Source organism: Mycobacterium sp. NGS17, assembly GCF_059813205.1.
In genome coordinates, this window is sequence record NZ_JCALED010000001.1 from 475,930 (window position 1) to 488,097 (window position 12,168).

The 12,168-nt window shown below is 66.5% G+C and carries 16 protein-coding genes and 3 tRNA genes; 10 read left to right on the forward strand and 9 right to left on the reverse strand.

Annotation, left to right across the window (positions count from 1 at the left end; all coding sequences use genetic code 11):
- The first annotated feature begins 31 nt into the window (after positions 1-31).
- Positions 32-118, forward strand: a tRNA-Ser gene (locus AC5Y7E_RS02245).
- A gap of 134 nt (positions 119-252) precedes the next feature.
- Here AC5Y7E_RS02245 and AC5Y7E_RS02250 read toward each other — a convergent pair.
- From AC5Y7E_RS02250 to AC5Y7E_RS02260, 3 genes are read right to left on the reverse strand one after another with little or no spacing between them, the layout of a single operon-like run.
- Positions 253-441, reverse strand: a complete 189-nt coding sequence (locus AC5Y7E_RS02250; RefSeq protein WP_066873023.1) for a hypothetical protein — start codon at positions 439-441, stop codon at positions 253-255.
- A gap of 29 nt (positions 442-470) precedes the next feature.
- Entirely contained in the window at positions 471-1,724 is a 1,254-nt protein-coding gene (gene lipE / locus AC5Y7E_RS02255; protein WP_499917239.1) for a lipase LipE, read from the reverse strand.
- Between the two features lie 25 nt (positions 1,725-1,749).
- Positions 1,750-2,574 carry a crotonase/enoyl-CoA hydratase family protein gene (locus tag AC5Y7E_RS02260; RefSeq protein ID WP_499917238.1) on the reverse strand — a complete coding sequence of 275 codons (825 nt, stop codon included), beginning with the start codon at positions 2,572-2,574 and terminating at the stop codon, positions 1,750-1,752.
- A gap of 23 nt (positions 2,575-2,597) precedes the next feature.
- On the opposite strand from AC5Y7E_RS02260, the gene AC5Y7E_RS02265 reads away from it, so the two are divergent.
- Positions 2,598-3,182 carry a TIGR03086 family metal-binding protein gene (locus tag AC5Y7E_RS02265; protein ID WP_499917237.1) on the forward strand — a complete coding sequence of 195 codons (585 nt, stop codon included), beginning with the start codon at positions 2,598-2,600 and terminating at the stop codon, positions 3,180-3,182.
- 91 nt (positions 3,183-3,273) lie between these two features.
- Here the strand turns inward: AC5Y7E_RS02265 and AC5Y7E_RS02270 are convergent, their stop codons facing one another.
- Together AC5Y7E_RS02270 and hisC are read right to left on the reverse strand one after the other, a co-directional pair.
- Complete coding sequence (locus AC5Y7E_RS02270) at positions 3,274-3,735, reverse strand: DUF4334 domain-containing protein (protein ID WP_499947293.1); 462 nt, start codon at positions 3,733-3,735, stop codon at positions 3,274-3,276.
- Positions 3,736-3,744: 9 nt separating this feature from the next.
- Positions 3,745-4,812, reverse strand: coding sequence for a histidinol-phosphate transaminase (gene hisC, locus AC5Y7E_RS02275; protein ID WP_499947294.1), 1,068 nt, complete (start codon positions 4,810-4,812; stop codon positions 3,745-3,747).
- Positions 4,813-4,892: 80 nt separating this feature from the next.
- Between hisC and AC5Y7E_RS02280 the strand changes: the two genes are divergently transcribed.
- Together AC5Y7E_RS02280 and AC5Y7E_RS02285 are read left to right on the forward strand one after the other, a co-directional pair.
- Positions 4,893-4,984, forward strand: a tRNA-Ser gene (locus tag AC5Y7E_RS02280).
- 29 nt (positions 4,985-5,013) lie between these two features.
- A tRNA-Arg gene (locus tag AC5Y7E_RS02285) sits at positions 5,014-5,086 on the forward strand.
- Between the two features lie 151 nt (positions 5,087-5,237).
- Here AC5Y7E_RS02285 and AC5Y7E_RS02290 read toward each other — a convergent pair.
- Genes AC5Y7E_RS02290 through AC5Y7E_RS02300 form a run of 3 tightly spaced genes read right to left on the reverse strand, consistent with a single transcriptional unit; the run spans position 5,238 to position 7,165 of the window.
- Positions 5,238-5,750 (reverse strand): hypothetical protein, encoded by a 513-nt coding sequence (locus AC5Y7E_RS02290; RefSeq protein ID WP_499947295.1) that lies wholly within the window; start codon positions 5,748-5,750, stop codon positions 5,238-5,240.
- 11 nt (positions 5,751-5,761) lie between these two features.
- Positions 5,762-6,766 (reverse strand): phosphotransferase family protein, encoded by a 1,005-nt coding sequence (locus AC5Y7E_RS02295; RefSeq protein WP_499947558.1) that lies wholly within the window; start codon positions 6,764-6,766, stop codon positions 5,762-5,764.
- A 39-nt stretch (positions 6,767-6,805) separates the two neighbouring features.
- Positions 6,806-7,165 carry a nuclear transport factor 2 family protein gene (locus AC5Y7E_RS02300; RefSeq protein WP_499947296.1) on the reverse strand — a complete coding sequence of 120 codons (360 nt, stop codon included), beginning with the start codon at positions 7,163-7,165 and terminating at the stop codon, positions 6,806-6,808.
- 125 nt (positions 7,166-7,290) lie between these two features.
- Here AC5Y7E_RS02300 and AC5Y7E_RS02305 point away from each other — a divergent pair, with 125 nt between their 5' ends.
- From AC5Y7E_RS02305 to AC5Y7E_RS02330, 6 genes are all read left to right on the forward strand, one after another.
- Positions 7,291-8,235 (forward strand): class I SAM-dependent methyltransferase, encoded by a 945-nt coding sequence (locus AC5Y7E_RS02305; RefSeq protein ID WP_499947297.1) that lies wholly within the window; start codon positions 7,291-7,293, stop codon positions 8,233-8,235.
- An 85-nt stretch (positions 8,236-8,320) separates the two neighbouring features.
- A complete protein-coding gene (locus AC5Y7E_RS02310) occupies positions 8,321-8,731 on the forward strand; it encodes an MmcQ/YjbR family DNA-binding protein (RefSeq protein WP_499947298.1) in 411 nt (136 codons plus the stop codon).
- Between the two features lie 105 nt (positions 8,732-8,836).
- Complete coding sequence (locus tag AC5Y7E_RS02315; RefSeq protein ID WP_064880197.1) at positions 8,837-9,076, forward strand: hypothetical protein; 240 nt, start codon at positions 8,837-8,839, stop codon at positions 9,074-9,076.
- Positions 9,077-9,099: 23 nt separating this feature from the next.
- The gene (locus tag AC5Y7E_RS02320) at positions 9,100-9,255 is read left to right on the forward strand and encodes a DUF6131 family protein (protein ID WP_197694711.1); all 156 of its coding nucleotides are present in this window, start codon (positions 9,100-9,102) and stop codon (positions 9,253-9,255) included.
- 152 nt (positions 9,256-9,407) lie between these two features.
- Positions 9,408-10,112 (forward strand): response regulator transcription factor, encoded by a 705-nt coding sequence (locus AC5Y7E_RS02325; protein ID WP_499917654.1) that lies wholly within the window; start codon positions 9,408-9,410, stop codon positions 10,110-10,112.
- The gene (locus AC5Y7E_RS02330; RefSeq protein WP_499947299.1) at positions 10,090-11,601 is read left to right on the forward strand and encodes a sensor histidine kinase; all 1,512 of its coding nucleotides are present in this window, start codon (positions 10,090-10,092) and stop codon (positions 11,599-11,601) included. Before AC5Y7E_RS02325 ends, AC5Y7E_RS02330 begins: the two co-directional genes overlap by 23 nt.
- Before the next feature lies 1 nt (position 11,602).
- On the opposite strand, the gene AC5Y7E_RS02335 is transcribed toward AC5Y7E_RS02330, so the two are convergent.
- The gene (locus tag AC5Y7E_RS02335) at positions 11,603-12,070 is read right to left on the reverse strand and encodes a lipoprotein LpqH (RefSeq protein WP_499917229.1); all 468 of its coding nucleotides are present in this window, start codon (positions 12,068-12,070) and stop codon (positions 11,603-11,605) included.
- Positions 12,071-12,168 lie beyond the last annotated feature (98 nt).

Genomic DNA, 12,168 nt, shown 5'->3' on the forward strand with positions numbered 1-12,168 from the left:
CACGCTACCGAGTCCCGCTACCCTGATCAGCGGTGGCGTGGCAGAGCGGCCTAATGCACTCGCCTTGAAAGCGAGAGACGGCTAACACCGTCCGGGGGTTCAAATCCCTCCGCCACCGCTGTGGTCACTCGACACTGCGTCGTGTGAGTCGTCGAAGTACACCGAGGCGAACGGCCCCGGTGCGTCCAGCAGCTTGCGGAAGCGTTGCGAGTCCATGCCGTGTTGGGTGCCCCCGCGCCGGGGGACAAACACCTAGCTTCGATCGCCCTCGGTGTCGTCGAAGAAGTGCCATTCGCCGTCATGCTCGACTTCCATGCGCCAGCCCAGCTCGCTGTTGTCGGCCTTTTGGTCGACGAACCACGCGTGCGCGTCGTCGGCGCTTTCGATGTCTTTGGTGGCGACGACTTCGCCCTTGGGATCGAGCACTCGATAGGTAGCCATGGGTGGCAGGGTTCCCACTGCCGCCGTCGTCAACCGGTGGGGATTTCGGCGGTGATCGTGTCCAGCAGGGCGGTGTACCGGCGGGCTTCGGGATCCCGCCCGGGTTTGCCACTGCTCACGACGCCGGCCGACAGCCCGCGCGCGGGGTCGGCCCAGATCGCGATGTTGACCAGGCCCAGGTTGCCGAACGCGTGGGGCGCGTTGTGCCCGAACGGACCCCACCGGTTGGTGCCGAGGATGAATCCGGTGCCCCAGCGGGCCGGGTGCAACCCGACCGCGAAATCGGGTCGCAGCCTTCGGCATTGGGTCACGGCACGGTACATGGTCTCCGGACTGATCACCCGGACGCCGTCGAGTTCGCCTCCGCGGCGCCAGATTTCGGCGAAGCGTGACATTTCCTGCGCGGTCGAGACCGTGTTGGACGACGGGATGATCGTGTTGAGGAACAGCGGGGTGTTGGTGATCGGGATCATCTCGTGCACGGTTCCGCCGATCGCCTTGCGGAAGATCTGCGCGATCACCGGCGGCAGCGGGCGGCCGGTGGCGTGACTCGGCGCGACCAACGGCAGGTCTTCCTTGGTGACGCCGAAGTTCGTCCACCGGAAGCCGAGCGGGTCGAGGATCTCGGTGGCCAGTATTTCGCGAATCTCCTTGCCGGTGGCCGCGTAGACGAGCTCGCGCACGAGCGGACCCCAGGTCAGCGCGTGGTAGATGTGCACCAGCCCCGGCCTGTACAGGGGCCGCAGCTCGCCGAGCTTCTGCTGTGCGTATTCGTGGTCGTCGGCTCGCTTGACGTCCGGCTTGGCCCCGGTGGGAAACGGCAGCCCGGCGCTGTGAGTCATCACGTGCCGGATGGTGATCCGATGCTTGCCATGACTGGTGAACGTGGGGATGTAGTCGCACACCCGGTCGTCGAGCGAGAAGACGCCGCGCTCGACGAGCATGTGCACCACCGTCGCCGCCATGCCCTTGGCGGCCGAGTACACGCAGAACGGTGTGTCCGGCGTGACCGCGATCTTCTCGGCGTCGGGTGGGTCGCTGGGGGCGTTGCCCCAGCCGTGGCCGATCGCGCGGTTCAGCACCACGCGGCCGTGCTGTCGGATGCACAGCTGGATCGCGGGATGGAAGCCGGCGCCGTACCAATGTCGCGCCGCCTGCCAGATCCGGTCGACGGCGGCGCTGTCGATCTCGGAGTGGTCTTCGTCGGCGATCGCCGTCACGGCGTCCAAATCGGCCGGGACGCGGATTCTGCCGTCGGGAGTCGCTGAGCGCGGCTGGTTCACCCCAGCGAGGGTACGTGGCGTCCGGTTATTCCCCGGTGAACCGCGGCGGGCGCTTCTCGAACGTCGCCGAGATGCCTTCGGTCAGGTCCTTGGACGGCAGGAAGGCCGCGTTCCAGGCGGCCACATACCGCAGGCTCTCCGATACCGCCGCGATGCGCTGCTGGTCGAGCACGTCCTTGACGCCGTGCACCGTCAGCGGGGGATTGGCGGCGATCTCCGCGGCGGTGGCGTGCGCCGCGGCCAGGGTGGCGTCGGCGTCGGCGTACACGTCGTTGACCAGACCGATCTTCTCCGCGCGGGCCGCATCGATGTCCTTGCCGGTCAGCGCCAGCTCGCGCAGGTGCCCGTCGTTCAGGATCATCGGCAGGCGGGCCAGGCTACCGACGTCGGCGACGATGGCGAGCTTGACTTCCCGCACCGAGAACTTGGCGTCGGCGCTGGCATAACGGATGTCCACCGCCGAGATGAGGTCGACGCCGCCGCCGATGCACCAGCCGTGCACCGACGCGATGGTGGGGGTCCGGCAGTCGGCGACGGCGGTGATCGCGGCCTGCATGCGCTTGACCTCGCGGTGGAACACCGCGCGCGGGCCGGCCAGCGCGTCGCCGGACAGTAGCGGGGTGAACGAACCGCCCATCGCCGGCACGTCCAGGCCGTAGCTGAAGTTCTTGCCCGAGCCGGTCAGCACGATGGCCCGCACCTCGGGGTCGGCGTCCAGCGCCGCGAACAGCTCGGGCATTTCCGACCAGAAGGCCGGTCCCATCGCATTGCCCTTGCCCGGTCCGATCAGCGTCACCTGGGCGACGTGGTCTTTCGTCTCGACGGTGACGGATTCGTATGCTTGCGCCATATCGAGACCGTAGCGTGGCGAATATGGCTCCAGACTTGCGACCCGGACCGCATTCCCCGCCCACCGACGAGCTGCACAGCGCCGAGGACACGCTTGGGGTGCTGCAGCGGGTGCTGCACACGATCGCCTCCGACGACCTGTCACGACGGACGCCGTGCACGGAATTCGACGTGTCGGATCTGACCGGGCACCTACTGAACTCGATCTCGGCCCTCGGCGGCATGGTCGGCGCGGACATTCCGGCGCGCGAGGAGGGCGATTCGGTGGAACGTCAGGTGATCGCCGCCGCTCGGCCGGCCTTGGACGCCTGGCACCGCCACGGTCTGGACGGGTCGGTGCCGTTCGGCAAGGGCGAGATGCCCGCGAACAGCGCGTGCGCCATCCTGTCGATCGAATTCCTGGTCCACGCATGGGATTACGCCACCGCGCTGGGCCGCGACGTGGACGCCCCCGAGCCACTGTCGGAGTACGTGCTGGGGCTCGCGCGTCAGATCATCCGTCCGGAGCTACGCGGTCAGGCCGGGTTCGACGACCCGGTCGACGTCCCCGCGGACGCCGGCGCGCTCGAGCAGTTGGTCGCGTTCACCGGACGCAACCCCGCGGGGTAGTTCTACGCCTTCGGTGCTATTGCCGAGCGTGAAGTTGGCTTCACGCTGAGTGACGAATGTGAAACTACCTTCACGCTCGAGCGTCGAAGACTCACTCCCGCTCGAGGTAGAAGTAGTAGTACTTGCCGTTATCCCGGACGCCCTTGCCGTTCATGATGCCCATCACGGCGTTGTCGTCGATCTTCTTGAAGTGGTCGTGCACCGGCTGACCGTCGTAAACCATGGTCGCGGTGACCTCTCCGCGGAAGTCCTCCAGCCACAGGCTGGCCTCGCCCTTGCCCATCTCGACGTTGGAGAATTTGTTGCCGTCGGCGTCGAGACAGACGAGTGGCTGCACGTCGCGGGCGGACTTGAAGGTCTTGCCGTACCAGCCGGCCTTTTCTAGTTGGCCGTTCATCTTGTGGCCGGTCTGGAACTCGCCACCCTTCCATTCGCCGAGCATCCCGTCGATCGTCGCGGGCGCAAGCTCGGCCCAGAATTCGTCGAGCTCGGAATCCGGGATGTCGCCGCTGCGCTCCTTGAACTCGGTGAACTTCTTCCGCGCGAGGTCCACGGCGTCTCCTTACGATTCGGTGCGGGCTATCCAATCGCGGGCAAAATGCAGCAGCGCGTCATTTTCCTGCGGCGCACCAATGGTGACACGGACGCCTTCGTTCGCGAACGGCCGCACCACCAGGTGTGCGTCGGCGGCCTGCTCGGTGAAATCCATGGTGCGCTCACCCAGCGGTAGCCAGAGGAAGTTGGCCTGCGACGGGGGCAGCTCGAATCCGGCGTCGCGCAGCGCGTCACCGACGCGGGTGCGCTCGACGACCAGCGCGTCGGTGCGGGCCATCAGCTCGTCGGAGGCCTCGAGCGACGCGATGGCGGCCGCTTGCGCGACGTTCGTCACGGCGAACGGCATGACCACCTTGTCCAGCGCGATGATCAGGTCCGGGTGGCCCACCGCGTAACCGACGCGCAGCCCCGCCAACCCGTAGGCCTTCGAAAAAGTCCGCAGCACAACGACATTGCCGTGGGTCAGCGCCAGATCCAGGCTGTTGGGCAGCATGCCGTCGCGAATGTATTCGACGTAAGCCTCGTCGATGGCGATCAGGACGTGAGGCGGCACGGCCTCGACGAATCGCGTCAGTGCGTCCGGGTCGACGACGGTGGACGTCGGATTGTTCGGGTTGCACACGAAGATGAGCCGGGTGCGGTCGGTGATGGCGGCGAGCATCGCGTCGAGGTCGTGCGTGTGCTCGGTCAGCGGAACTTTGACGGTGGTCGCGCCGGACACCTGGATGATGGGCCGGTAGCACTCGAAGCTGCGCCAGCCGATCATCACCTCATCACCGGCGGCGGCGGTGATCTGAACGAGCTGCTGGCACAAGGTGACCGAACCGCTACCGACCGCGATCTGCTCGGGGGCGACGTGGGAACCCAGGTGCATGGACAGCGCCGCCTTGAGTTCGACGCTGGCGCTGTCCGGGTAGCGGTTGACGACGGCGACCGCGCGCTCGATCGCCGCGTGCACGCTGGGCAGCGGGCCGTAGACGGTCTCATTGCTGGCCAGCTTGATCGAGCCGGGCACGTTCTTGCCGGGGACATACACCGGCAGTCCGACCAGTTCGTTGCGCAGGCGGGCGGTCATTTCGACAGTTTATGTCTCGACTGTGTAAGGTATGGCTCCGCGCGAGCGGAAAGGGGTCCGGTACCCTCAGGAAGTCCAAGGGAGGCGTGCCAGAGCGGCCGAATGGGGCTCACTGCTAATGAGTTGTCCCCCTCAAAGGGGACCGGAGGTTCAAATCCTCTCGCCTCCGCCACGGAACACGGAACGACAACTGAATGACAGGCGCCCGTAGCTCAACGGATAGAGCATCTGACTACGGATCAGAAGGTTAGGGGTTCGAATCCCTTCGGGCGCGCTCAGGGCTCAGGGCTTGTTCGGGGCATCCGAAATGATTCGAATCGTGAAGCGCCAGTTTGTTGTAGGTGCGGCTTTCCCGATACCTTCCGCCCACGACTAACGTCATGCCAGCAGCCGGATCACTCACCGCCCGCGTGCACTCCGCCGCGCTAGGGGCGCGGCTGGAACGGCTGGAACGGTCCGCCGAACGGCCCCCGGCGAGGCGGTTCGGTCACGGTCTGTGTGACGGTGCTGGTTTCGGTGCTCGGCGACACCGTGACCGTGCTCGGAGGCTCTGTCGTCGTAGGAGTCTCGGTGCTCGGCGGCGGGGCCGTCTCGGTCACCGTCTCGGTCGGGTCTCCGCCACCGCCGCCCCTATGGTGCCGCGGCGCCTGCTCCGTGGTGGTCACCGGCGCGGTGGCGGACGGGACGGGCGTGGTTGTGGTGGCGGGGCTGGGCGCCGGTGACGACCCGCCAGTCAGCTTGACCACCGCGAACACCAGCGCAGCCAGCACGATCACCCCGATGGCGCCGGCCGCGACCAGCGCCGCCGGACGGCGGTACCACGGCGTCGGCGGCTCCGGTGGCTCAGGCGATTGTGGCTCGGGCTCGTAATATCCGCCGTACCGCGCGGCCGCGGTCGGCTCGGAGTAGAAATCCGGTTCCTCGGGATAAGGCGGCACGAGAGGAGATGTTAGTAGGAGCCCTCATCGGAGATGAGGCCCAGCGCCCGCTCGAACAGGTGCACCGTGGCCGCGTGCAGTTGGTCGCCGACCTCCTTCTCGGCTTTACCGGCGCAGGCACGGGCCAACGTCCCCTCGATCACGATCCCGAGCTTGAAGCAGGCCAGCACCGTGTACCAGGTGATGTGGGACAGGTCGCGGGCGGTGTTGGCGGCGTAGCGCTCGAGCAGCTCGTCGGTGCTGGCCAACCCGTCCTGCCCGCCAAGGGCGTGGCTGAACACGCTGGAGCCGTCGGGCTGGCGCCAGGTGGCCAGCAGCCAGCCCAGGTCCAGCAGCGGGTCTCCGATGGTGCACATCTCCCAGTCGACGATGGCGACCACGTCCGGGCCGGTGCGGGAGAACATCACGTTCGCGGCGTGATAATCGCCGTGCATGATGCCCGGCCTCCAGTGGGCGGGTCGGTGCCGGTCCAGCCAGGACGACACCTGCTCGATGCCCGGGATGTCGGGCCCTGGGTAACCGTCGTACTCGTTGTAGGACTCCAGCTCCGAAAGCCAGCGCGGCACCTGGCGTTCCAGGAAACCCTCCGGCTTGCCGAAATCGGCGAGGCCCACCGCGACATGGTCGACGGCGCCCAGGTTGGCCAGCGCGTCGGCCATCGACAGTCCCATTCCGTGACGCACTTTGGCGTCGCCGGCGTGCAGGGGTGGCAGGCCTTCGCCCGCGTTGAATCCGTCGACCGGGTCCATCAGGTAGAAGACGGCGTCTCCCAGCACACTCGGGTCCGCACAGGCGGCGATGAGGTGGGGATGGGGGACGTTCGAACCAGCCAGTGCGGCAAGGACTTTCGTTTCCCGCAGGATCACGCTGTTGCTACGCGGGCGCAAGTGTCGCGGTCCGCGCCGCAGCACATACTGGCGGCCGGCCCGGGTGAACCGCACCATGACGTTCTGAGTTCCGCCGGTGACATTGGAAACGTCCTGTAGCGGCCCCTCGCCGAGTCCCTGCCCGGACATCCACTCCGCTACGGCTTCCAGGTTCACGTAATCCACTCTTCAGCCCTTCGGGTGCGGCGTGTATCGGACGGTTTGCGCTCGGATCATGCCGTCGCGAAACACGAAGGTGTCGACGCCGTCGTCGACCCGATTGACAGCCGAGTCGGCCGACCACTGGAGGAACAGCACGTCCTCGTGGAAGAGCTGAGTTTTCAAGTCCCAGTTCGCATCCGGCAGATCGGCGAGCAATGTCGCGAAGACTCTGCGAATGGCCGCCTTGCCGCGAGCCACGCCGGCTGCGCTGAGCAGCACGGAATCCTCGGTGTAATCGACGACGATCTCGTCAAGGTCGCCCGCGGCCAGCGCGGTGCCGTGGTGGGCGAAGACCTCCCGCGGCGTACGTGACGGGGTGGGCGTCATGGCACTCCCTTGCAACCTGTGGACCGTCTGCGAAAAAGACTAGGACAGGGGCGACGGGCGACCCCGGCCGGCGGCGCCTGGAAGAATAGTGTGCATAACTTACTTTCTGGGGAAGGGAACTGGCGATGCCGCGGACCGACGACGACTCCTGGGAGATCACTCAAAGCGTGGGCGCCACCGCGCTCGGTGTGGCGGCAGCTCGCGCGGCCGAAACCGAGAGCGAGAACCCCCTGATCAACGACCCCTTCGCCCGCGTCTTCGTCGACGCCGCGGGCGAGGGGATGTGGAGCGTTTACGCCGACCCGGCGCTGCTGGCCAAGGCGGGCGACATCGAGCCGGACCTGCGCAATCGGCTACAGCTGATGGTCGACTTCATGGCCACCCGGACGGCGTTCTTCGACGAGTTCTTCCTCGGCGCCGCGGACGCCGGCGTTCGGCAGGTGGTGATCCTGGCGGCCGGCCTCGACGCACGCAGCTGGCGCCTCCCCTGGCCCGACGGAACCGTCGTCTACGAACTCGACCAGCCCAAGGTGCTGGAATTCAAGTCCGACACGCTGCGCGAGCACGGGGCGCAGCCCAGGGCGCGGCTGGTCAACGTCCCGATCGACCTGCGTCAGGATTGGCCGAAAGCGCTGCGGGAGGCGGGATTTGACCCCTCCAAGCCCGCCGTGTGGTCGGCCGAGGGACTCGTTCGCTACCTGCCTGCGCAGGCCCAGGACCTGTTGTTCGAACGGATCGATTCGCTGAGTGTGGAGGGCAGTCGGCTGGCGTCCAACGTGCCCGCCGCGGGTTTCACCGATCCGGCTCGTGTGCAGCGCCAGCGCGACGACATGCGCCGGATGCGGGCCGCGGCCGCCGAACTGGTCAACGCCGAGATCACGGACTTCGATGACCTGTGGTATCCCGAGGAGCGCACGCCCGTCGACGGCTGGCTGCGTGAGCGCGGCTGGGACGTCACGACGGCCTCGTTCGCGGAGTTGATGGCGCGGTATGGCCGCAGTGTTCCGCCGGGTGCGGAGGACTCGATGCCGCCCACTCTCTACGTGTCCGCGCAGCGGACGGCGGGCTGATCTGCCCGACGGATCTCCGCGAGGTTAACGTCAAGTACCGCAACGGTTCTCGCCAGAATGACAGGCGGACGGTACCCTCGCCGCTATGGCTGCTCGACGTGCCCGGCTAAGCGACGTGCATGAGATCGCCGCCGCGATGCCGCACGTCCAGCGTCTGGAGGGCCCGAAGGGCAATGCGATTTACCAGGTGGGCGGGAAGTCGTTCGTCTTTTTCCGCACGCCCCGGCCCGACGCGACCGATCCTGACACCGGCGAGCGCTACGCGGATGTGATCACGCTGTGGGTGGAATCGGAAAGCGACAAGTTGGCGTTGATTTCCGATCCCGGTTCGCCGTTCTTCACCACGGACCACTTCGACGGTCACCCTTCGGTGTTGGTGCGGGCCAGCCGGCTGGCTGAAATCAGTAGGACCGAGTTAGCTGAGCTCATTCAGGACGCCTGGTTATCCCGGGCGTCGAAAAAGCGCGCCGCTACCTGGCTTGCCGACCACACCTAACGCGACGAGCTGCGCCGACAAGCACTGTTGCATAACCCATTGCATGTTTAGACATAAGTCGAATGGGTAACTTCAGGTCCACGAGAAAACTTCTTCTCGTCCACATTGGAGGTCACGATGCGTGGCAGCGGGATCATCGGAACGGTTGCGTTGGTGTGGTTGCTGATCGGGGTTTTCGCGGCGTGGCAGCGCGACTACTTCAAAAACGACAACACCTCATGCGCCTCGGCGGGCACGGTCGCGGTAACCGTGATCGCTGGCCCCTTGAATTACTTCGGTGTCAATCCAAAAGTGACGGATTGTCATCTGCCGCAACCAAGTTCAATGCAATCGATCAACCTCTAACCACTCACTCAAAGGAAGTCGACATGGTTATCTTAGGGATCATCCTGCTTATCCTGGGATTCTTTTTCCACGTACCCATCCTGACCACGCTGGGCATCGTGCTACTGGTCATCGGCGTGGTGCTCTGGATTCTGGGCTCGGTCGGCCGCCCGGTCGCCGGACGCCGTTACTGGTACTAACGGCTCCTGCCGAAGACGGATCGCGCGGCTGCCTGGCAGCCGCGCGATCCGTTTCACAGGACACGCATAGGTTCGGCATAGCCTTGGCTCAGCCCGCGGCGGGGATACTGGACGCTGTGACCCAGCCCCGAGCCTCGGTAGAGCGGGTTGTCATGTGTCGCGCCGACGGCAACCCCATCAATGTTCTGGTCGTCGACGACGAATCGGTGCTGGCCGACATGGTGTCGATGGCCCTGCGCTACGAGGGCTGGAACATCTGCACCGCCGGCGACGGGGCGTCGGCAATCGCGACCGCCCGCTCCCAGCGGCCCGATGTGGTCGTCCTGGACGTGATGCTGCCCGACATGAGCGGCCTCGACGTCTTGCGCAAACTGCGCGAGGAGAATCCGCAACTGCCGGTCCTGCTGCTGACGGCCAAGGATGCCGTCGAAGACCGCATCGCCGGCCTGACGGCCGGTGGCGACGACTATGTCACCAAACCGTTCAGCATCGAAGAGGTCGTGCTGCGCCTGCGCGCCCTGTTGCGCCGCACCGGGGTGACAACGGTCGACAGCGGCGCGCAGTTGGTGGTCGGAGACTTGGTGCTCGACGAAGACAGCCACGAGGTCACCCGCGCGGGCGAGCCAATCTCGTTGACCTCCACCGAGTTTGAACTGTTGAGATTCATGATGCGCAACTCCAAGCGGGTGCTGAGCAAAGCCCAGATACTGGACCGGGTATGGAGTTACGACTTCGGCGGCCGGTCCAACATCGTCGAGCTCTACATTTCCTACCTGCGCAAGAAGATCGACAACGGCCGAGAACCGATGATCCACACGCTGCGCGGCGCGGGCTATGTCCTCAAGCCGGCCCGCTGATACCCGAAGGGTCTGGTCCCTTCGCCTTCGGCTGCTGGTCGGGCAGATCGTCGTGTTGGCAATCGTTTGCGTCGGCATCACCGCGGCGACCGAACTGGCGTTGCTTCACCACCTGGTGGCCCAGCTCGACGGTCAGCTCGCCGGCACCTCCTACCGTTCGGCGCTCATGTACCCCGAGCCGCCGCATTCGGGCTGGCGGCATCAGCGCGTCTATCCGCGTCCGGGCCCCGGCCCGCGATTCCTGGACGCCCCGGGTCAGCCGGCGGGCATGGTGGCCGCGGTGGTCAGCCACGGGGACACGGTGGACGCCGGTTACACGACGAGCAGCGGCGACCGGGCCGGGCTGACCCCGACCGCCCAGCAGCAACTGTCCGGGATCGCCGGCAGCCGTAAGCCGGTGACCCTCAACCTCGACGGGCTGGGCCGCTACCGGGTGGTTGCGGCGCCGAGCCGCAGCGGCGGCGACGTCATCGTCACCGGCCTGTCGATGGCCAACATCGACGCCACCCTGATGCGGATGCTCGTCATCTTCGGGATCGTCACCGTCGTCGCGCTGGTCGCGGCCACCACCGCCGGTGTGATCATCATCAGGCGGGCGCTGGCGCCGTTGCGCCGCGTCGCGCAGACCGCGAGCGAGGTGGCCGGCTTGCCGCTGGCGCGCGGCGAGGTGAAACTCCCTGTGCGCGTAGGTGAATCCGACGCGAACCCGTCCACCGAGGTGGGGCAACTGGGTGCTGCCCTCAACCAGATGCTGGACCACATCGCTGCCGCACTGTCGGCGCGGCAGGCCAGCGAGACGCGGGTTCGCCAGTTCGTCGCCGACGCCAGCCACGAGCTGCGCACGCCGCTGGCGGCGATCCGCGGCTACACCGAACTGACCCAACGGATGGGCGACGATCGCGAAGCGGTTGCGCAGGCGATGAGCCGGGTGGCTTCGGAGACGGAGCGGATGACGCGCCTCGTCGAGGACCTGCTGCTGCTGGCCCGGCTGGACTCCGGCCGTCCCTTGGAACGCGAACCGGTCGATCTGTCCCGGTTGGCGGTGGACGCGGTCAGCGACGCTCACGTCGCCGGACCCGATCATCAGTGGGAACTCGACCTGCCCGAAGAACCGGTGGTCGTCACTGGCGACGCGGCGCGCCTGCATCAGGTGCTGACGAACCTGCTTGCCAACGCCCGGGTGCACACCGGGGCGGGCACCGTCGTGACGATCCGATTGAGCACCGAGCCGTCACACACCGTGCTGCAGGTCGTCGACAACGGGCCCGGCATCCCGGCGGCGCTACAGTCCGAGGTCTTCGAACGCTTTGCCCGCGGCGACTCCTCGCGCTCGCGCAAGGGCGGCAGCACCGGACTGGGCCTGGCGATCGCCTCGGCGGTTGTCAAGGCGCACAACGGAAGTATCGCGGTGGACAGCGCGCCGGGCCACACCGCGTTCACGGTGCGGTTGCCACCGAATGGATGGCAACCGCCCGCTGGCGAGCCTTAAGTCAGGAGCAAGTCGCGTCGATTTCGAACGGCTTGTTCACCTGCTGCATCGGGTTGGCCATGTCGACACCGGTTGCGGTGCCGGTGACCTTGTACGTGTTGCCGTCCTTGGTCGCCGAGGCGTTGCCCTGGCCACCTTGCGCGTACTGAAGCGTCACGCCGTTGACGTTGCCGAGCTGGACCGCTTTCACCGCGAGCGGATTGGCGTCGGCGAGCACGACGCTGATCCCGGTGGTGTTCCCACCGACCGCGATGGAGATATTGCCGCCGGCCTTCGTGCAAATCGTGGTGCCCTGGACATTCTGGTCCTTGCCGTCGATGATGACCTTCGACGAGTTGTTGCCGCCTGCCGACACCGAGCCTCCCGGCACCGAGGTCGAAACGCCATTTGATTTGTTGCTCGAACAGCCGGAAATGCCCGCGGCGAGAATTGCCGCTCCGGCCACCGCGACGGTCAGTCCACGCTTCACCTGTGCTCCTTTGCCCGAAAGTTGCGGTCCTCGGCATTGAGGGCCGTCTGGGCAGTATGCGGGTTAACTGGGCTACGAATCCAGAACCCGCAGAAATT